The 20781-nt window shown below is 35.3% G+C and carries 15 protein-coding genes; 4 read left to right on the top strand and 11 right to left on the bottom strand.

Translation table 11 applies throughout. The features are described from left to right. Nucleotides 1-4: 4 nt before the first annotated feature. Both C2I06_RS19865 and C2I06_RS19860 read right to left on the bottom strand, forming a co-directional pair. Nucleotides 5-2116 (bottom strand): DDE-type integrase/transposase/recombinase, encoded by a 2112-nt coding sequence (locus tag C2I06_RS19865; protein WP_123258692.1) that lies wholly within the window; start codon nucleotides 2114-2116, stop codon nucleotides 5-7. Beyond that, the gene (locus C2I06_RS19860; protein ID WP_123258691.1) at nucleotides 2076-2933 is read right to left on the bottom strand and encodes a TnsA endonuclease N-terminal domain-containing protein; all 858 of its coding nucleotides are present in this window, start codon (nucleotides 2931-2933) and stop codon (nucleotides 2076-2078) included. Before C2I06_RS19860 ends, C2I06_RS19865 begins: the two co-directional genes overlap by 41 nt. 247 nt (nucleotides 2934-3180) lie before the next feature. Here C2I06_RS19860 and C2I06_RS19855 point away from each other — a divergent pair, with 247 nt between their 5' ends. Next, on the top strand, nucleotides 3181-3753 hold the full coding sequence (locus C2I06_RS19855; protein WP_123258690.1) for a helix-turn-helix domain-containing protein: 573 nt from the start codon (nucleotides 3181-3183) through the stop codon (nucleotides 3751-3753). 77 nt (nucleotides 3754-3830) lie between these two features. Here the strand turns inward: C2I06_RS19855 and C2I06_RS19850 are convergent, their stop codons facing one another. From C2I06_RS19850 to C2I06_RS25595, 4 genes are read right to left on the bottom strand one after another with little or no spacing between them, the layout of a single operon-like run. Then, on the bottom strand, nucleotides 3831-6971 hold the full coding sequence (locus C2I06_RS19850) for a type I restriction endonuclease subunit R (protein ID WP_123258689.1): 3141 nt from the start codon (nucleotides 6969-6971) through the stop codon (nucleotides 3831-3833). Nucleotides 6972-6993: 22 nt separating this feature from the next. Continuing rightward, nucleotides 6994-8268: a restriction endonuclease subunit S gene (locus tag C2I06_RS25325; RefSeq protein ID WP_206427979.1), complete on the bottom strand. Its 1275-nt coding sequence runs from the start codon at nucleotides 8266-8268 to the stop codon at nucleotides 6994-6996. Next, a complete protein-coding gene (locus C2I06_RS19840; protein WP_123258688.1) occupies nucleotides 8258-9781 on the bottom strand; it encodes a class I SAM-dependent DNA methyltransferase in 1524 nt (507 codons plus the stop codon). Before C2I06_RS19840 ends, C2I06_RS25325 begins: the two co-directional genes overlap by 11 nt. A gap of 17 nt (nucleotides 9782-9798) precedes the next feature. Beyond that, on the bottom strand, nucleotides 9799-11388 hold the full coding sequence (locus C2I06_RS25595) for a restriction endonuclease subunit S (protein WP_123258687.1): 1590 nt from the start codon (nucleotides 11386-11388) through the stop codon (nucleotides 9799-9801). A 210-nt stretch (nucleotides 11389-11598) separates the two neighbouring features. Between C2I06_RS25595 and C2I06_RS19830 the strand changes: the two genes are divergently transcribed. From C2I06_RS19830 to C2I06_RS25175, 3 genes are all read left to right on the top strand, one after another. Further along, entirely contained in the window at nucleotides 11599-12696 is a 1098-nt protein-coding gene (locus C2I06_RS19830; protein ID WP_123258686.1) for a ComEC/Rec2 family competence protein, read from the top strand. A 5-nt stretch (nucleotides 12697-12701) separates the two neighbouring features. Beyond that, nucleotides 12702-13433 carry a hypothetical protein gene (locus C2I06_RS19825; RefSeq protein ID WP_123258685.1) on the top strand — a complete coding sequence of 244 codons (732 nt, stop codon included), beginning with the start codon at nucleotides 12702-12704 and terminating at the stop codon, nucleotides 13431-13433. A gap of 100 nt (nucleotides 13434-13533) precedes the next feature. Next, complete coding sequence (locus C2I06_RS25175) at nucleotides 13534-13713, top strand: hypothetical protein (RefSeq protein ID WP_164463742.1); 180 nt, start codon at nucleotides 13534-13536, stop codon at nucleotides 13711-13713. A gap of 200 nt (nucleotides 13714-13913) precedes the next feature. Here C2I06_RS25175 and glmS read toward each other — a convergent pair whose 3' ends face one another. From glmS to C2I06_RS19800, 5 genes are all read right to left on the bottom strand, one after another. After that, the gene (gene glmS / locus C2I06_RS19820; protein ID WP_123258684.1) at nucleotides 13914-15716 is read right to left on the bottom strand and encodes a glutamine--fructose-6-phosphate transaminase (isomerizing); all 1803 of its coding nucleotides are present in this window, start codon (nucleotides 15714-15716) and stop codon (nucleotides 13914-13916) included. A gap of 617 nt (nucleotides 15717-16333) precedes the next feature. Further along, nucleotides 16334-17686, bottom strand: a complete 1353-nt coding sequence (gene glmM / locus C2I06_RS19815) for a phosphoglucosamine mutase (RefSeq protein ID WP_095331398.1) — start codon at nucleotides 17684-17686, stop codon at nucleotides 16334-16336. Nucleotides 17687-17728: 42 nt separating this feature from the next. Further along, nucleotides 17729-19054: a CdaR family protein gene (locus C2I06_RS19810; protein ID WP_095331400.1), complete on the bottom strand. Its 1326-nt coding sequence runs from the start codon at nucleotides 19052-19054 to the stop codon at nucleotides 17729-17731. After that, a complete protein-coding gene (gene cdaA, locus C2I06_RS19805; RefSeq protein ID WP_095331402.1) occupies nucleotides 19047-19871 on the bottom strand; it encodes a diadenylate cyclase CdaA in 825 nt (274 codons plus the stop codon). Before cdaA ends, C2I06_RS19810 begins: the two co-directional genes overlap by 8 nt. A gap of 258 nt (nucleotides 19872-20129) precedes the next feature. After that, complete coding sequence (locus C2I06_RS19800) at nucleotides 20130-20780, bottom strand: anti-sigma factor family protein (RefSeq protein ID WP_095331408.1); 651 nt, start codon at nucleotides 20778-20780, stop codon at nucleotides 20130-20132. Between the last annotated feature and the right edge of the window lies 1 nt (nucleotide 20781).

Raw genomic sequence — 20781 nt, 5'->3', positions numbered from 1 at the left:
ACTCCTACCAGCCAGATTCTTTTTCAAATTCATCTAATATATCAAGAATATTTTGTTTATCTTCAGACGGATTAAATGACTTTGATTCATCAGTTACCTGAATTTTAGGTTTTTTTGGTGCAGCCACAGTTTCTTTAAAAGTAAAGCTTTCTACTTTCCGCCGCTCCTCTTTTTCTTTAGAACGATTATCACGTATGCCATCAGTTCTTTTTTTGTCAGAAATACCGGATAAACTAAGCTGAGTTTCTTTTTTCGCATCTTCTGTTATACTCCGGATTTTTGCATTTTTATTGATTTTATCCTCCAATTGGGCTTTTTCAGCCTTTCTACTGCGGAAATTTTCAAATGCTATTGCAGCAGCAACTTGTTCGAAAGACAAATTTGCAAATCTCTTCATATCAAAGGGAACTAATTCGAATATCTCTAATTCATTACTTATTTCATCCCAGAAATAAATTTGATTAGTATTTCTATCGTCAACTCGAACTTTAATCTTCCAAGTACCTCGCGTTCTAGCTCGTGAAAACCACTCTTCACGGAGAGCCTTGGGACTTGTATAAAACATCCCTGCGTATTTTAAACCTTGAGGAGTGACTAATGCTTGATAACAAGGCATTAATGTTAATTTCATCTCTTTTTCTGTTATTGTTCGAAGTATCCCGGACTTTCTTTGGATTCCCCACTCCCATAATTCATTTGGTCGAGCTACTACTTTTTCTTTTAATAAGTCCTTATCCTTCCTATATCCTTTTATCACTTGTTTATTGTGTTGAAGGACTTCTAAAATAATGACTCTTGTAAAATCCTCCAATGTGAGAGCAGCATCTAGTCGATAATCCCTCGCCCCTCTTTCTCTAAAATCTGTATCTACATAACCAGGAACAAAGGGCTTGATACTCCCTTGAATAACTCCAAACTTTCTTTCAATAACTCCTTTCAAATCAGCTCGAAACGGCGGTGTATTTTCAATCTTTATATCCTGCAATCTCACCATTTCCTCTGCTTTCTTACTAATTAATTCCCCTCGGTCTGCACGTATTGCAACTGGGATATGAGCACATGCCCATTCATCCTTTGTGATTATTACCCCATACTCTCTACAAAAAGCCACTTTATCTGTTGCTGAATTGGCTAATGCCATCATTGCACCACTCCAAGATGGACCTTCAAGACCACAATAAATTCCAGTGACTAGACGGCTAAATGCGTCAGTTATAAAGTAAAGAACTGGTCGTCCAATAATATCTTCTCTATTAATACTTGATACAATATAGACATCAGCGATAGTAGCATCTATTTGAAATAGACTTCCAGGACCAAATAATTTTTCTTGTGTTACCCCGACTATCTCTCTACCTTTTAAATCGAAATTTTTGGAACCCCATCTTTTTCTTAATGTATCTTCTGTAAATCTAAGGTGTCTTGTATGATACTCAAATTGCCAATAAGAAGGAAAATCCTCATCCAGCTTTAATTTTGAAACCCCATTAACTTGTATTTTTTTTGTAAAGTGTCTTTCAAGCATTTCATCATAAGCAGTTTGTAACGTAGCTTTTGGATTTTTTTTGTAATACCTTTCAAAGGAAAGTAAAATTAAATCCTTCCACTTTGAACTCTGGTCTTTTATGCTTTCGGGCAGTCTTAAAGATTGTTCGCTAGCATCCAAAATTCTAGTTCTTCCCAAATTAGGTATTAAAGCATTCTGATTCAACCCTTTTTGCCAATACAAACGTAAAATTTTTTTCATATAGTTTGCGGAACACCCAAAAGCCTTTTCAAGACTAAAAAGCCTTTTCCATATTGCACTAAATTCATAGATAGCAGGAACTTCAATTTCATTTAGAAGACTTTTTAAAATTTGTAGCCGCTGCTTCCAAATTTCTTCGCTACTCTGTGTTAGCTCAGTTCCTCGCAGAAAAGGTTCTTCAACTATCTTTACATAACCCTCATTGATTAAGCTTTCATACTCTTCCACATTTCCGATAAAGGGTTTAGCATTTAATTCATAGATATCAATTAAATACATATTCAAGCGGTTTTCGTCTATCCAGATTACTCTGAACCATTTTAAATTCTCAGGCTCCTTTACCTCCAGTACCATCTTTGTGTAAAGCATTTAATAAATTGGCACCTCCAAGAACATTAAGTTCATTACAAAGTAAATTTTGTAAATCTATTGGATTACTCATATCAATTCCTATTACTTTTCTGCTTAATAAAAACTTAAAGATAGCTAAATATGTCCCTTTTTCTTTATTTAAAAGATTATCCAAATCTAGAAGTAACTTTATAACAAGCTGATTTTGATTTTTGAATAACCCCTCAAAGAAATATGGAGCTAATTCAGAAACCGGGAAATTATTATCAAAGTAATATGCACCTTGAAAAAAATTCAAATTATGAATTAATACTGGACAAATTTCTTTTTCTGTAACAATCCCCCAGTCTACTCCTCTTCTTTTCCAATATTCTCTTTCGATTTCTAACTTCTCCAATACCCGTTTCTTTTTTAGTTCATTTGATGGTTTGATAGTACGAACTACCTCTTTGAGCGTTCCATCTCTATCTATAAATTGAATAGCGAAATCACTGGTCATTACAACTGGAACATTAGTTTTTGGATAAATCGGGTAAGCAATGCCCTTTTGCTCTGCAATATATTGTGCGTCTTCCCTTTGAAATAAGGGAAATTGTTCCCTTATATCGTTGACGTTCTCGGACCATTCAAGCAAACAGAAATATTGATACTCTAATTGAGACATGAAATGGTATACCCTGGGGACTATTTTCCCTTTAGCACGAGTAACGACCCCAATTGATGGTACATCTTGTACCATTAACCAAGGAATATAGCTCTCCATATATCCTTGTCCAAATCCTTTTTTTATTCTTCTTTCAATACTTTTCTCAGTCCATTTGGACCTATACTTCATACCTAACCACCCCTTTTCTCAATAAATTCCAGAAAGACAAACAATATTAACGCTACCAGTTGTAAAAAATTTCAAATACACATCCCTATTGTAAAAGGAGGGGAATTTTTCAAGTTGCAATGCTATTATAACCAATAATCATCATAATATCACTATTTGATAATTTTTTTTTTCTATATAGTAAATTATATTTACTATATATAGAAATTGCTATAGAATAAAATAAAAAGTAATAGGTGGAAATTTGATGAGTTATCTTGGGGAAAATATAAGGAAATTCAGAAAAGTAAAGGGACTTACCGTTAATGAATTAGCTAGAAAAAGTAATTCAAGCGTTTCAAGTATAAGTCAAATTGAAACAGGTAAAAGGGATGCTACCTTTAAATTGATTTTAAGCATTGCACAAGCGTTAGATATAGAAATAGCAGAACTGGTAACGCCACCTAAAAAAAATAACTTTAAACACAATTTAGATGTTGTTCTTCATTTAGGGGACCAAACAATTGTATTTGGGAGCTCTTTTAGCACCGAGTCTGATAAAATATGCTGGGGGATTAATGTCAATCTATCTGAAGAAAAAATTAATGAGGAATTATTCTTTGAAACAAACAATCATTCTTTACTATCCGATGAGTTTTTCAAAAACATTTTAAATCCTTACCTAATTCATCAAAGACTTAGAATATTAATGAGAAGGGATGTAGAGTTAAATATCACTCCAAAAGATATTAACCAAAACAAGAATATGTGGGATGACTTCAAATCCGTTATGATTTTCTATCAACAATTAGTTTTTAGAAGCTTGAAAAACGTTAAATGAAAAACAGAAGGTAAATAAAAAAGCAGAAGAAAGTTCTATTTCTTCTGCCCTTTGGCTCCATTTTTAAATTATACAAATTAGGACTCACTATCTTCGGTTAGCGTTAAGACTTCATTGCCAGCCATTAATTCAGCTTGTTTCATAACAGTTTCAATTGCTAGCTTTTGCATATCTGGTGGGTACCCATATTTCTTTAATAGTCTTTTTACCGCTACCCTCATCTTCGCTCGTACACTTTCTCGCAAGCTCCAATCTATGTTCATATTGTTTTTTATTGAGAAAGTCAATTCATGAGCAATTTGTTTTAATACAACATCACCCATAACTTGTACCGCCGTATCATTGGCAGCCAATGCATCATAGAATGCAACTTCTTCTTCAATCATATCTGTGCCTGCACCGCGTTTATGTGCTTCGTTCATTTCTTTAGCTAATCCAATTAGTTCTTCGATAATTTTTGTGGTTTCAATTGCTCGTTTGTTGTACTTATCAATCGATTGCTCCAACATTTCTGAGAACTTCTTTGACTGAACGTAATTTCTTCTAGCGACAGCTTTTACTTTTCCGTTCAATAATCTGTTTAGTAACTCAACTGCCAAGTTCTTTTGTTTTAAACCCTTAACTTCTTCCAAAAATTCATCTGATAGAATTGCAATGTTAGGTTTATTTAGACCTACTGCACCTAAAATATCAACAACTTCTTCAGAGATGATTGACCTAGAAATTAACTGATTAAGTTGAGTATCAAGCTGCTTTGCAGTTTTTCGCTTTTTATTTTCAGGATTAATTATCTTAATCAATCCTGATTTTACCGCCTTAAAGAATCCTAACTCAATATTCAACCTTTCTGCTTCTGGTTCAGTGGTACATAATGCATATGCTTTAGCCATTTCGGTGACATACTTAATAAAATCCTTCTTAGACTGCTCACCAAGACCAAGAATAAAGTCAACTGTTTCAACAATGGCTTGCATTCTATCAGTTGCTTTACCAGTTTTAAACTTGCTATAATCATGACCATGTAACAAATCTGCGATTAAATCGTATTTTTCTAGCATTATATCTACAGCTACATCTGTATCGATACCTGCTGTTTTTCGGTCGCTTTCAGTATATTGACTTAATGCAGATTTTAATGAATCAGCAATACCGATATAATCTACAATCAAACCACCTGGTTTATCCCGGAACACTCGGTTTACACGCGCAATGGCTTGCATTAGGTTATGCCCTTTCATTGGCTTATCTATATACATCGTGTTCATTGAAGGAACATCGAAACCTGTTAACCACATATCGCGAACTATAACTATTTTTAGCGGGTCATTATTATCCTTCATTCGTCTTGCAAGATGTTCCCTGCGGCGCTTATTACCGATATACGGTTGCCATTCTTCAGGGTCGCTGGATGAACCGGTCATTACAATTTTAATGACACCTTCATCATCATTTTCACTGTGCCATTCTGGTCTAAGGGCAACAATTTCTTTATACAAATCAATGGCTATGCGGCGCGACATCACTACAACCATAGACTTACCAAACATTGCTTCTTGTCGCTTTTCATAATGTTTTACGAAATCTTTAGCAATTAGTTTAAGTCTTTTCTCAGAACCAGCTAAAGCTTCAAGACGAGACCATTTTGATTTTAGTTTTTCCCGCTGAGAGGTTTCCTGATATTCCGTAATTTCATCATAAATTTCATCAATTTGAGTACGTTCCTCATCTGACAATTCAATTTTTGCAATTCGGCTTTCATAGAAGATTTTTACTGTAGTCCCGTCTTCAACTGCTCTAGTCATATCGTAAATATCAATATAATCACCAAACACTGCTGGTGTATTTTTGTCAGTAAGCTCAACTGGTGTTCCTGTAAATCCTATATAAGAAGCATTGGGCAACGCATCCCTCATATACTTAGCGTAGCCATACTTTATACCAGCTCCATCATTATCTTTATCTGTCGTTACATCAGCACCGAAGCCATATTGACTGCGATGTGCTTCGTCAGCGATTACAATGACATTCTTTCTATCAGTAAGAACCGGTTGAATATCATTTCCTTCTTCTGGAGCAAACTTATGGATTGTTGTAAAAACAATACCCCCAGATTCAACTTGGAGCAATTCCCTTAAGTGCGCTCTATCTTCAGCTTGCTTTGGTGTCTGCCGAAGTAAGTCTTTAGATTTACTGTAAGTTGCGTATAACTGGTCGTCCAAATCATTTCTATCTGTTATTACAACTACAGTTGGGTTATTAAAATCAAGAACTAACTTACCAGTGTAAAAGACCATTGATAGGCTCTTACCTGACCCTTGTGTATGCCAAATAACCCCGATTTTCCTATCACCCTGTTCGGATGCTGCTCGTTTTGTACTTTCAATTGCTTTATTAGTTGCATGATATTGATGATATCCTGCTAATATCTTAATTGTTTTTTCACCATCTGACTGAAACAAAACAAAGTGTTTCATAATATCAAGAAGCCATCTCTTATCAAACATGCCCTTAATTAATACTTCCAGTTGTGGTATGGCAGGAGGAGCAATATCATCCCCCTCTATTGTTCTCCACATCATAAAACGTTCTTCGTCTGAAGTTAAGGTACCAGCCCTTGCGTTCAAACCATCGCTAATTACCATAATTGAGTTATAAGTAAATAGGGATGAAATTGTTTTTTTATAAGTCTGAAGTTGATTAAATGCTTCGCTGATACCTACATCTTCATTCGATGTACTTTTTAGTTCAAAGACAGCAATTGGTATTCCGTTTATATAAACAACTACATCAGGTCTCTTATCCACTCCGTTTTCTATAATTGTTAGCTGGTTAACTACAGCATAGTCATTGTTTATGTCCTCATTAAAGTCGAACAACCAAACCTTCTCTGTCCTGAACTCACCTTCATAAGTTCTATATTCAACATCAATTCCATCAGTAATCATTTTTTGATATTCCTTGTTGTTCATTAACAAGCTTGGACTTTGTGGGATTTTAATTTTACGAAATGCTTCCTCTATAGCATCAATGGGTAAATTCTTGTTGATACGGGAAAGCGCACTTTTTAAACGTTCGTCTAGAATAACATCACTATAGTCTTCACGTTCTGGATAATCTCCACCCGGAGAGATTTCAGGACCATATAGTTTCTCGTAGCCAATTTCTTCAAACCATTCAAGAGTTGCTTGTTCAAGTTCATCTTCCGAAAAATTGTACACACTTTCACCCCCTTGGATTTTGTCAAATATCAATTTGACCTGTTACTAATTTAGTCACCAATTTATTCCTTAGATTCCAAGTTGCAATATTTTCCTTTTGAAGCAAATTTACCTTTGTCAATAAACTGTCTAATAGATTCCCAATTTCCTCCTGTTGGGTCTTTGGAGGTACTAAAACTTTTACCTTCCTAAGTTCTGATTGACGTATTCCAGTAACAGTTGAACCAGTTGCTCTACTTTGGATATCCTGTTTTACAATAGGATTCATTAAATGCATAAAAAGGATTGCCGGATGAATTAATTTAGGGTTGGCTCTTAAACAATAGACACGCTGGCTTAAACAGTATTTTTCAAATTCTGCAATATAGTAAAGCTCCCCCAAGGGTGCTTCTGAAGTCAAAATAATATCCTTGGCTTCAAGTTCCTCCTTCATCCACTTTTCATAAAGTTCTTCACTAACAAATTTTGAATTGGATAAATTAACCAATCTATTATTTTTTATTATTTTTGCAGAAAGAGCAAGAATACCCTCAGATGACCAATCTGACCCCAATTTCTTAGGGGTTTTACCCCGATAATCAATAATAGTTGAAGTAATTTCTTCAATTGTTTTTACATGCCAATCCAATGGTACTTTTCCATAATCGTTTTCAATTATTTCATCTTCATTATAAGAACCAAAGTATAGAAATGTTTTATTATAAATCGTACTGGCTAGGCGTTCTAACTTATTATTCAATTTATTATTTATCTCTATCTTAGCGTCAAGAGAATATAGAAATTTACCAATTTTCTGTTGAACTTTTAAAGGTGGCAATACAAATTTAAATTTAAGTATTCTCTTTGGAGCAGTATGCTTTACTGTTGAACCTGTAGCAGAGGCTAATATCTCATCCCTATATTCCTTACTACACATTAAATAGAATAAAAATAATTTATCAATTTTTTGATTATTTTTTATTACAACTTTGCCCAACCTTTGGTTATGCAGCAACCTTTTTCCTTTAATTTTCGGGACTAATGCAGGATACCCCAAAGTATCCCCTTCCTTACTTAAATCTGTCATAGTAACAATTAAATCTTTTTCCTTTAATACATATTCTTCAGGAAAATCCTGGTCTTCTTCATAGTATTTAAACTTAGAGAAGGAAAACCCCCCCCCTACTTTAAAATTTCCAGGAGTTAATAAGATGTTATTAGTTTCATCTTCCGAGAAATAATCCCCTTTGAAGGCATAACCATGTTTTATTTCAATTAACTCCTCTAATTCAACTGAATCCCAACCACTATATGTCATAACCAATCACTCCGAGGTTTCTTTTTATTTCTTCCTCTAATTTTTTTGATTTAGCAAAGTATTCTGCTATTTCTTCAGTAAGTCTTGTTACCTCGAGTTCGTATTCCTCGCTGTCTTCACTCAATTCCTCAACACCTACATAACGCCCTGGATTAAGGATATACTCATGTTCCCTTACTTCATCTATTTTTGCTGACTTGCAAAGTCCTTTAATATCTTGATAATCTGAAGATTCTTTTCTCCAGGAATTATAAATATTAGCAATTTCTAATATTTCTTCATTACTTAACTCTTTATGTTTTCGGTCTACTAAATTACCGAAATTTTTAGCATCAATAAACAAGATTTCCCCTTTTCTATGTCTAAATCCTTTTGTTGCCTTATTTTTAGAAATTATCCATAGAGATACCGGAATTTGAGTCGAGTAAAAAAGTTGTCCAGGTAAGGCTACTATCGCATCTACTAAATCCGCATTAATTATATTTCTGCGGATATCTGACTCACTTGTTGTACTAGCTGATAATGACCCATTCGCCAAAACAAAGCCAGCAACTCCACTTGGAGCAAGTTTTGATATAATGTGTTGTATCCAAGCATAGTTCGCGTTTCCAGCCGGTGGTGTTCCAAAAGCCCATCGTACATCTTCTAATATTCGTTCTCCACCCCAATCACTTATATTAAATGGGGGGTTAGCTAAAATAAAATCAGCTTTCAATCCTTTATGTAAATCATTATGAAAAGTGTCCGCATTATGGTCACCTAAATTATTATCTATTCCTCGAATAGCAAGATTCATCTTTGCTAATCTCCAAGTTGTATGATTTGATTCTTGTCCATAAACGGCAATATCACCAATTTTCCCTTGATGTGATTCAACGAACTTTTCACTTTGAACAAACATTCCGCCTGAGCCACAGCATGGGTCATAAATCCTTCCTCTATATGGTTGAATCATTTCAACAAGCAATTTAACTACAGAATGAGGTGTATAGAATTCACCACCATTTTTTCCTTCTGCACTGGCAAATTTACTTAGGAAATACTCGTATACTCTACCTAGAACGTCATTTGAACGACTCTCTTTATCTCCAACTTTAAAAGAAAATAGGTCAATAACCTCACCCAATCTGGTCTTATCTAATGATGGGCGTGCATAATCCTTTGGAAGAACACCTTTTAGTGTCTTATTCTCTTTCTCTATCGCAACCATTGCACCATCGATTATTTGTCCAATTTCTGGTTTTTTTGCATTTTCTTTTATAAAGGACCATCTTGCTTCTTTTGGAACCCAGAACACGTTTGAAGCTAAATATTCATCACGGTCTTCAGGGTCTGCATAATCTTCCTTGGAAAGTTTCTCATATTCTTCTTCAAAAGCATCAGATACATATTTTAAAAATAATAAGCCAAGTACCACATGCTTATACTCAGCAGCATCCATGCTCCCTCGTAATTTATCTGCCATTGTCCATAAACGTTCTTCATAACCTATATTTGCGGCTGTTTTTGACATTATTTGTTCTCCTTTCTTTATACCAAGCTGTTATATATAGAACTCTTTTGTGATTCCCATCTATCAGTAGCTTTCTTAACTGATTCTTGATAAAGGTCTAGTTCATTTTGATACTTATTAACAATTTCAAGTTGCCTATTATAATCCACCATAGGTATCTCTAATTCGCTAATATCTTTAGGATTTATATTCATTACAGTTGTGCCTCTTTGGAAGGTTTTAATTAACTCTATTCCAATAGGGCTTTCTAGGAATATTTTAACATAATCACTTAGGACATTTTCCTTAAATCTGATAACAATAATATTAGCAGAAGCAATTACCTTTTTACTTTTCTCCTTAAATACTGCAACTTTGTTTACTGTACCACGGCAAGTCATAACTAAATCATTTTCTATAAGTTCGTACCGTTTAACCTTACGCTCATCCTCATTAATCGTTTCCATTTCATTAAGTGAGATTTGACCATCTTCGATATTTGATATGTTTAAGACAAATATATCCCCTGGCATTAAGTCGTTCTTCATAATTGACTTGCCTCGAAATACTTCTGCTACCTCTTTTAACTTCACTTTTGGTAATTCAGACTCTCTAAATTTTTTTATCTCGCTTCTATCTTTAGCCAAAATTAATTCAATTCGCCAATCTTCGTATATTTCGAGGTCATTGTTACAAATTGATTTCATTTCATCTCTTATCAATGTTCCATCGTTCAGCTTTAGTTTCCCAATTTGAATAGATTCCTCTTTTAATCCCTTTTTTATTGTTAATAGGTAGGTTTTTATACCGGTAAAAGGACGAAAAGTACCTTCGGGTATGGCTAAGATAGAATTTATACTAAAATTGTCTGATATCCACTTCCTTATAACCGATGTATTACTAGAGAACGTAAAACTTGCAGGTACTATTTCAATCAATAGCCCCTCTTCTTTTAATAAACTCAATTGGTTTTCTAATGCAATCGAAGAAGTATCATTAGACATAAAGGATTTAACATCGTTAATCTTTCCTCCAAATGATGGAAGGGACAAAACTAAATCAAATTTATTTTCAAATTCTAATGGTAGGTACAAAGATGCATGATGAACCTCTATATTTTTGTTTAATTGGAAAGCCTGCTTGAGCAATTCATACATTAAATAATTAGAAGTTGTTAATGTAATCGTTTTATCAATTGATTCATTTATTATTTCTTCTAGCCCAACTAGGAATTTCTCTGCCTCATTAATTAAAACACTATTTACATTTTCTCTATTAAAGTAATCCTTCAAAAATAAAGTTAGATACTTAGGTGACAAAATAGTACCTGTATAATCATTCTTGTACGTCTCAATTGCAAACTCTATAATATGTACATTCTTACCCGCAAAAAATAATTCCGCAAATAAATCTCTGTCCCCCGGAAAGAACCCTAATTTTTTTTCTTCAGTATTCTCCTTCATGAACTGAAACAGAGCTTCTTTATCTGATTCACTAAATTCTTTTCCTTGCTTATCAGCTAATTGTTTCGTTTTAATAACACGGATTGCTTCTCTTAATAATTCCTCTTTCTTAATAATATCACGTCTAAACAATATATTCCAAAAATTCTCAATTAAGGAATTCATCTTTGCGCCTCCTTTCTAAGTAATATCATTATCCAAAAATCAAAGATATACCATTGTATATCTATTAAAAATAATGTAAACATGCGGCATTTACAAATTGATTTTAACACAGGTATTTTAATTCGTCAAATTTGGTATTGAAATACTAAATAATGAGTATTATAATGGACACAGTATTAATCATTCCAATAATTTCCGAGGGGGAAAATCATGACAGAAAAATTTGGTTTTGAAATTGAATTTTTACCAGTGGGGGAAAACAGCAAGAATGGGGATGCTATCGCTATTCGATATGGGTATCCTGGCGATTACAAGGTAATGGTGATAGATGGAGGAACGAAAGATTCCGGCGAAAAACTTGTGAATCATATTCAAACTTACTACGGAACTTCATTTGTGGATTATGTTGTTAATACTCACCCTGATAAGGACCACGCATCAGGATTAACTGTTGTCTTGGAAAATTTAGAAGTTGGTGAATTATGGATGCATCTTCCTTGGGAACATTCAACAACCATCCGCGAATTATTCAAAGATGGAAGAATTACTGATAATAGCCTTTCGGAACGGATAAAGGAAAATCTAAACGCAGCTTATTGTCTTTATGAATTAGCACTGGAGAAAGAAATAAGGATTAATGAGCCATTTGAAGGGGATAAAATCGGTGAGTTTACTGTTCTTTCTCCGAACAAAGAGTGGTACTTAAATGAACTGCTTCCATATTTCCCTGGGATGCCAGAAACTAAAGCTAATGAGGCGTTTGAATTACTACGTTCACTACAAGAAGCTACTCGAAGTGCTATCAAAAAGGTAATAAATTATTTAAAAGAAACCTGGTCGGAGGAAACATTAAAGGAAGATGTCTCGACCTCCGAGAGAAATGAAAGCAGCGTCATACTTCATTCGATACTAAATAACACTGGGGTTCTCTTAACAGGAGATGCTGGTGTCAGAGCATTGAATAAATCTGTGGACTATGCTGAATCATCGGGTATAGACCTCAAAGGTTGTACAGTTATTCAAGTCCCTCATCATGGGTCTCGTCATAACATTTCGCCGAGTGTGTTAGATAAAATTGTGGGACCCATTATTATGGAGGGTGCTCCTGCAACAAAACAAGCTTACGTATCAACTTCAAAAGGTGCGGAGAATTATCCTAGACGCTCAGTATCGAATGCTTTTAAACGCAGGGGGGCAAATGTTTATGCTACCAATGGGCAAACCATTCGTCGCTCTTCAAATATGCCTGACCGCAAAGGATGGAGTAAATCCGTACCATTGCCATTCTATGACGAAGTGGAGGAATAATCAGTATGGAGGTTATACAAAATTTATTTGACCCATATGAACTAAAAGCTCGGATATCTCCAGCCATTTTGACATTACTTCCACTATGCCTGTCTACAATCCTATGGTATCCAAACTTACTGGATGCCTTAAATACAACGTTCACTTTAGCAGGCATTATTATTATCCTTTTTGTCTTTTCGAAAGTGAGCAGAAATATGGGGTTTAAGAAACAAAAAAGGCTATTAAAAGAGTGGGGAGGCTTTCCAACAACTATAATGTTAAGGCATACAGACCCAACACTAGACCCACTAACAAAGGAGAGGTATCATAATTTTTTAAAAGAGAAAGTTCCTAATATAAAGATGCCGACCCAGGAAGAGGAACTTGAGGACCAAGAATATTACGATATCAACTATAATTCTGCGGTTGCTTGGTTGAGAGAAAACACACGTGATAAAACGATTTATCCAATTCTTCATGTAGATAACGCAAATTATGGTTTTGCAAGAAACACCTATGGTATAAAGGTTATTGGAATATTTGTTTGTATTCTTTCTATTGGGCTAAATGTCTTTGGCATTTATCAAAAATACGGGATATCCGTATTAAGTGTACCTTTTAAATTCTGGGTCTCTGTTAGTCTTTCTATTGTGCTGCTGGTAATTTGGCTTTTTCTTATTAATAAGAAATGGGTTAGAAATTATGCTGATGCATATGCAAGAACCTTACTAGCTACTTGTGAAAGTAGAAATTAATAATTTAATGGAAGCTTTGAAGCATTTAAAGTATTAATTGAAGAACCTTTTTGGATATAAATGAATTACAAATAAAAACATATGGAGAAAGGGGCTTTTTATGGCATCAACATTTGCAATGTGTATGAACTGTGGTTGTAACGAAGAGGATGTAGAAGTCTATAAATGTTATGACTGCAATAAGACCTTTTGTGAAGTTTGTGCAAATCATGGCTTTTTCTCAACAGGATGCCCAAATTGCAATAGCGGAGGCGGAACAAGATTAGGCAGGATTGTTTAAAAATTTAGGATAACATTTAACTAATAAAAAACTGAGCATTAGAACGGCAATGCCTTCTAAGCTCAGTTTTTTTAATTAAATGGTCATTTCATGTGAATGATTTTTTCTCTTATGAATAACTTTTTTCCTTGTGAACGACTTTTTTCCTTGTGAACAACTTTTTTCCTTACGGACATTTTCATAAGGAACTACAAAATAAATCATTCCACCGTAACACTCTTAGCCAAGTTACGTGGTTTATCTACGTCGCAGCCTCTATGAAGTGCTGCATAGTAAGCAATTAATTGTAATGGTACTACAGAGATAAGGGGTGTTAACAGATCGTGCACAGCTGGTACGATGTAGCGGTCGCCATCCATTTCTAAGCCTTTCATCGAAATGATGCACGGGTTTGCTCCACGAGCTACTACCTCTTTCACGTTACCACGTATGCTTAAGTTAACACTCTCTTGTGTTGCTAATGCGATAATAGGTGTTCCATCTTCAATTAAAGCAATTGTTCCATGCTTTAATTCTCCACCTGCGAATCCTTCTGCTTGGATGTAAGAGATTTCTTTTAGCTTTAAAGAACCTTCAAGGCCAACATAGTAATCAATGCCGCGCCCGATATAGAAAGCATTTCTTGATGTTTCCAGATATTCTCGAGCAATAGCCTCTAGCTCTTCTTTATCTTCAAAAACGCCTTCCATGGCATTGGCAATGATACCTAATTCATGAATAAGATCAAAATCTATCTGGTAGCCTTTGTTTCTTGCTGTTACTTCTGCAAGGATAGACAATACAGCCATTTGCGAAGTATAAGCTTTAGTAGAAGCTACTGCAATTTCCGGACCAGCATACAATAATAAGGTGTGGTCAGCTTCACGAGACAATGTGGAGCCTGGTACATTTGTGATAGTTAGAGTTGGATAACCCATTTCCTTCACTTGCACAAGCACAGCACGGCTATCTGCAGTTTCTCCACTTTGTGTAATGAAAATGAACAGTGGTTTTTCAGAAAGCAGCGGCATATTGTAGCCGAACTCACTTGCCACATGAACCTCTACAGGGATTTTTGCTAATTTCTCAATAAATTGCTTCCCAAGAAGACCGGCATGATAAGATGTACCAGCAGCTACAATGTACAGTCGATCGGCAGCTTTCACCGCTTCAATGATCGCTGGATCAATTGTCAACTTTCCATCTTTGTCTTGATATTCCTGAATAATTTTGCGAATAGCTACTGGCTGTTCGTCAATTTCTTTTAGCATATAATGAGGATATGTTCCTTTTTCAATATCACTAGCATCTAGTTCTGCCGTATATGCTTCCCGGGAAATAATCTCTCCCTCTAATGTTTCAATGGTTACCTCGTCTTTTGTCACGATCACAATTTCTTTATCTACTAATTCCACATATTGATCAGTTACTTGAAGCATAGCCATTGCATCACTTGCGATAACATTGAAGCTTTCCCCTAATCCTATCAATAATGGGCTTTTATTTTTTGCTACATATATCATGTCTTTGTTTTGCTCATCTAATAAGGCAAACGCATAAGACCCTTTTAATAATTTTAGTGTTTGAACAAATGCTGCCTTTACATCGCTTCCGGCTTCTACAAAATGTTCAATAAGTTGAACAACGACTTCTGTATCTGTATCACTTTTCAAAGTAACATCAGCAAGGTATTCTTTCTTTAATAAGTCATAGTTCTCAATGACACCATTATGAACAATTGTAAAGCGTTCTGATGCACTTTTATGTGGGTGCGCATTTAATCTGCTTGGCACACCATGGGTTGCCCAGCGTGTATGACCAATTCCAGCAGGTGCAAATACTTCTTCGTCCACAATACTGCGTAGGTCAGCAATTCGTCCTTTTTCTTTAAAAACTTGAACTCCCTCTCCATTGCTTAATGCAATACCAGCTGAGTCATAGCCTCTATATTCTAGTTTCTCTAAACCTTTTAATAAAATCTCTTTCGCATCCTGGTTTCCAATATAACCAACAATTCCGCACATACTTCTTTTCCTCCGTTCTAAGGGAGCAAGAAGTCACTTTTAGGGAACAAACTTGCTCCCTTATCTCTGTTTTTTTGGTTATAAGCTGTAATATACTGCATCTTTTGTACTGCCTAAAGACAGATGAAAACAAAGGCTGTAGATAATACAACTTAAAGATTACGCTTATGATTTTAGCTTGCCCTACTCTTTGTGCATTAAGTTACCTTAATGTTTTAAAGTATGACTTACGATTGGCTAATACAACCGGGAGGCATCCGCCGAAAAATCGATAAACCTCCTCCTCGTCAACTAGTTTCGTGTCGTCCATTACTAGTCCAGGCGCTTCAATTTCCTATAATAATCCCTATCCTCCTTATCAACAGGTTTGCTTTATTCAAAAAGCAATTTAATCATACCCTACCTAGAATCGTTCCGTCAAATACAATCCTATGACAAAATCGTAAATTTTTATTTCATTAACTGAGGTAGGATCCATTCCCGACACGAAAAGCGGAAAAATTAATAGGGTGAAAAACATTCCTTCGAAATGTCTTTCACCCTATTAATGTATTCTATCGTGCTAATTTTGTTCCTAATTGCATAGATATTAATATGAGTTCCTTATGTGTTTAAGCTTATTCTTCTGGTAAACCCATTTCCTCTTTAACAACTTCGGAAATAACATTCACATAAGCTTCACATAATTCCTCTGTTGGAGCCTCCGCCATTACACGTACAAGTGGCTCGGTTCCAGAAGGACGAACTAAAATTCTTCCATTTCCGTTCATATCTTGTTCTACTTTTGCAATTACTTCTTTTACTTTTTCATTATCTGTTACATGAAATTTATCTGTCACTCTAATATTCACTAATTTTTGCGGAAATTTCTTCATTTCTCCTGCAAGCTCCGATAGCTTTTTCTTTGTTACTTTCATAATATTAACTAATTGCAGCCCAGTTAAAAGACCGTCACCTGTTGTATTGTAGTCAAGGAAGATAATATGTCCTGACTGTTCTCCACCAAGGTTATAGCCATTATTACGCATTTCTTCGACTACATAACGGTCTCCAACAGCAGTTGGAATGCTCGTAATTTCGTGTTGTTCTAGTGCTTTATAGAAGCCTAAATTACTCATGACAGTAGAAACAACTGTATTGTTTTTGAGTCTTGCTGTTTCTTTTAAGTATTTTGCACATATATACATAATTTGATCGCCGTCCACGATATCCCCATTTTCATCAATAGCAATCAAACGATCACCATCACCGTCAAAGGCTAACCCAACATCTGCTTCTTTTTCTAGGACAAATTTAGAAAGTGCCTCAGGGTGTGTAGAACCTACGCCATCATTAATATTTAATCCATTCGGTGATGCGCCCATTGTAGAAATATCCGCATCTAAATCTGCAAACAAATGCATTGCTAAGGAAGAAGTTGCTCCATGTGCACAATCTAATGCAATGTGAATGCCTGCAAATTCCTCATCCACTGTTTGTTTTAAGAACTGCAGATACTTTTGACCACCTTCAAAATAGTCATCAACCTGACCAAGATCTGCACCCGTTGGTCTAGGTAACGTATCTTCTGCTTGATCAATCAGTGCTTCAATTTCTAACTCTTGCTCATCCGATAGTTTAAAACCATCAGGACCAAAAAATTTAATCCCATTATCTGCGACCGGGTTATGCGATGCAGAAATCATTACTCCCGCCTGTGCTCCTAATGCCTTAGTTAAATAGGATACACCTGGTGTAGAGATAACACCTAAGCGCATTACTTCTGCACCAATGGAAAGCAATCCTGCTACAAGCGCTCCTTCCAGCATATGTCCGGAAATACGAGTATCTCGTCCGATTAATACCTTTGGTCTGTCGTGGTCTTTTGTTAGGACGAAACCACCATATCTTCCTAGCTTAAACGCTATTTCTGGTGTTAGTTCACTATTTGCCACACCTCGTACTCCGTCCGTACCGAAATATTTACCCATTTCTATATCGCTCCTTCTAACTAGTATAGATCACGTTTTATGTTAAGCCTCTTTATTTGTAATAGACACACTCGCCGTATTTGTAGCTAGTTCCCAATCTATATTGTCAGGTCCATTTACTTTAATAGGGACTTCGTGCTCCCCATCATCCATTCCTGTTAAATCTATATAGAGATTAAAATCAGAGACACTTAATTCCCTTACCCTATTTTGCTCCCCAGAAATCCGAAGACTTGTACTACTACTTTTAGGTTTAGCAATGGTTGCCTCTAAATCGCTATTTAAACCTTTAATAGTAATAGGTACATTGCTTAACGTTCTTGTTTCTGTTTTTTCTGTCGTCACAGCTTCCTCTGAATCCTGATTCGCCTGCTCATCATCCTCTTTCTGTTCTTGTTCTTGCTCTTGCTGGGCGGCTGTTACCTTTACTGTAACCTTTACAAGCTCTGGATCAACAGATGTTACCCCATTGGATATAATGACAGGTAATGTTAATTCTTCATCTTTTTCTATTTTACTTAGGTCAACTTCAACTCTTGTGCTTTCCACATCTTTTAAAACATCTTCTGGACCAGTGATAGTTGCTTCCTTTTTATCCAAAGTTATCGAGTCAATGGTTATACCATCCTTTGGCTTACCTTGTTCCACTATTTTTATAGGTACTGTTTTACTCGTTCTTTTTACAGGAATATTCACTTCTACTATTTCTGGTTCCACTTGCACATTTAATTTATTTAAACTACCATCCAATACAGAAACCTTCGCCTGTTGGCTTACAGCCTCATTTGTATTTCCATCAAGATTTACATTTGCCTTTACATAGGCAATTTTTTCAATCTCATCTTTTGCTCCTGTAACCTTAACTGTTTTCGGCTCAATTTTCGGTGTTCCAGCAGCGTATCCTTTCGCAAGAGCGTTACTGCTAAATTCTGCTTCTACATTAAATTCTTGAGTAACCTTTTCTTTTACCGTGACTTTTATCGTTTCAGGATCAATCGATGCCTTAATTTTATCAGATAAGTCCTTTATTTGAAGGGGAACGGTCTTACTTCCTAAATTAGCATTTGCTAAATTCACATATACCTCAAAATCCTTTTTCAATTTAGCCTGCTGTATATGAACCGTTGGACCTCTTAAAGTAACGGTAACAGTTTTCGGTATCCCTGTAACAACTACATTTTCAGTATCATAATAGGCTGTTACTGGGATATCCTCTAAAATAACGGTTTCTGAATCACCTGGAACATTTACATCTGTTGAACTTTCATTGGGATCATATGCATAGGAAAAAAGTAAAAGAGCAAAAGCTAAGGATAAAACTTTTGTAAACCAATTTTTCCCTATTACATTATTAAACAATTTACTCATTTTTCTTCCCCTTCCAGCTCCACTTACTTGACGTGGTTTGTTTGGTAGAAGGTGTTATCAAGGCACTAGATAACATTTCTCTAAATGCATCTAATTTTAATTCTCTGTGCAAATCACCGTTTTTCGTTATCGAGATTGCACCCGTTTCCTCTGAAACAACGACGGTTAAGCTGTCTGTTACTTCACTAATGCCCAGTGCCGCTCTATGTCTAGTTCCCAGCTCTTTTGAAATAAAGGGACTTTCCGATAGAGGAAGGTAACATGCGGCTGCGGCAATATTTGTTTTTTGTATAATAACGGCTCCATCATGCAGTGGAGTATTCGGAATAAAAATATTAATTAATAGCTCTGCAGATATCTTTGAATCAAGCGCAATACCTGTTTCTATGTAATCACTCATTCCTGTTTCTCTTTCAATTGTGATTAACGCACCAATTCTTCGTTTAGCCATATAGTCTACTGCTTTTACAATCGATTCCACTAACTGGGCTTGGAGTTCATGTTCCTGAACAACGGATCGTGAAAAAAACTTCCCTCGCCCCAATTGTTCGAGAGCTCTTCTTAATTCTCCCTGGAAAATAATAATAAGGGCTAAAGCACCCCACTGTATTACCTGCTGCATCATCCAGCTTAATGTTTGTAGTTGGAAATATTCACTTAACATTTTAATAATTAAAATAACAAATATTCCATTCAACAATTGTACCGCTTTTGTCCCGCGGATAATTGTAATAATCTTATAAATGACATACCAAACAAGGATAATGTCTACTGTATTCGCTAAATATTTTAAAAAAGGGAAATCTGCAAACGACATTTTCCTTCCTCCAAAGTATATATTTCAAAAGTGACGCTTTAGAAGATTTTTCCCTAACTCAAATATGTCAGGAGAAAACCTACAATTATCATATTATAACACAATTCCAATTAATACAAAGAAAAGCATAACCAACAATCTTGAAAACAATTAGATTGTCCATATCACTAGTATATGTGTCTCGATTGTATTTAAGCCCTATTTTTACTCGAAAGAAAAATACATATAAAACTAAATAAAAAAACCTGCAATTTAAAATTAAATTGCAGGAAGGCTATTTTTTTGGGTATTATCCTCATCACTAAATACCCCTGTAATATCCGTTACAGTTTTCTTTATATGGTACCATAACCAATCAAATATTTCATTTACCTCTTTAATATCACCGGTTACTTGGTTAGCAGAAGCCATATACTTCTTACCATTGATTACTGTTACATTCCCTTCAACTTGTCCCTCTATTTTAATATCTCCATTACGAACGATCACATCACCTTTTACTGTCTCTCCCTCTGGCACAATAGCGGTATTATTTTCTACTATTATATTTGGCTGTTTCGAAACAGAAAACTGATGGTCCTCATTCCATGACGACATTAGACTCGATATCATTAATATAAGGAAAAGGGAAGCAGCAGCAAGCATAGGATGGTGACGAAGCCATCGTTTCACTCTTACTTGCTTCTTTTCTTCCGGCAATTTAGCTAGTATATTTTCTGCAAAGTTCATTGGAGCTTGGATGTGAGACGTACTTTGGACCAGCGCAATAGTTTTTTTCAATTCATGAAAATGAGTTGCACATTCTTCACACTGATCTAAATGCTTTTTTAATTCTTTTAAATTCTCTTCTTCTATTTCTTCATCAAGATATTGATGCATATAGGTAATAATCTTTGTTGAACAAGTCATA

Origin of the sequence: Niallia circulans, from assembly GCF_003726095.1 — a bacterium.
Lineage (GTDB): Bacteria > Bacillota > Bacilli > Bacillales > Cytobacillaceae > Niallia > Niallia circulans_A.
This window is presented reverse-complemented; position numbering and strand designations above follow the sequence as displayed.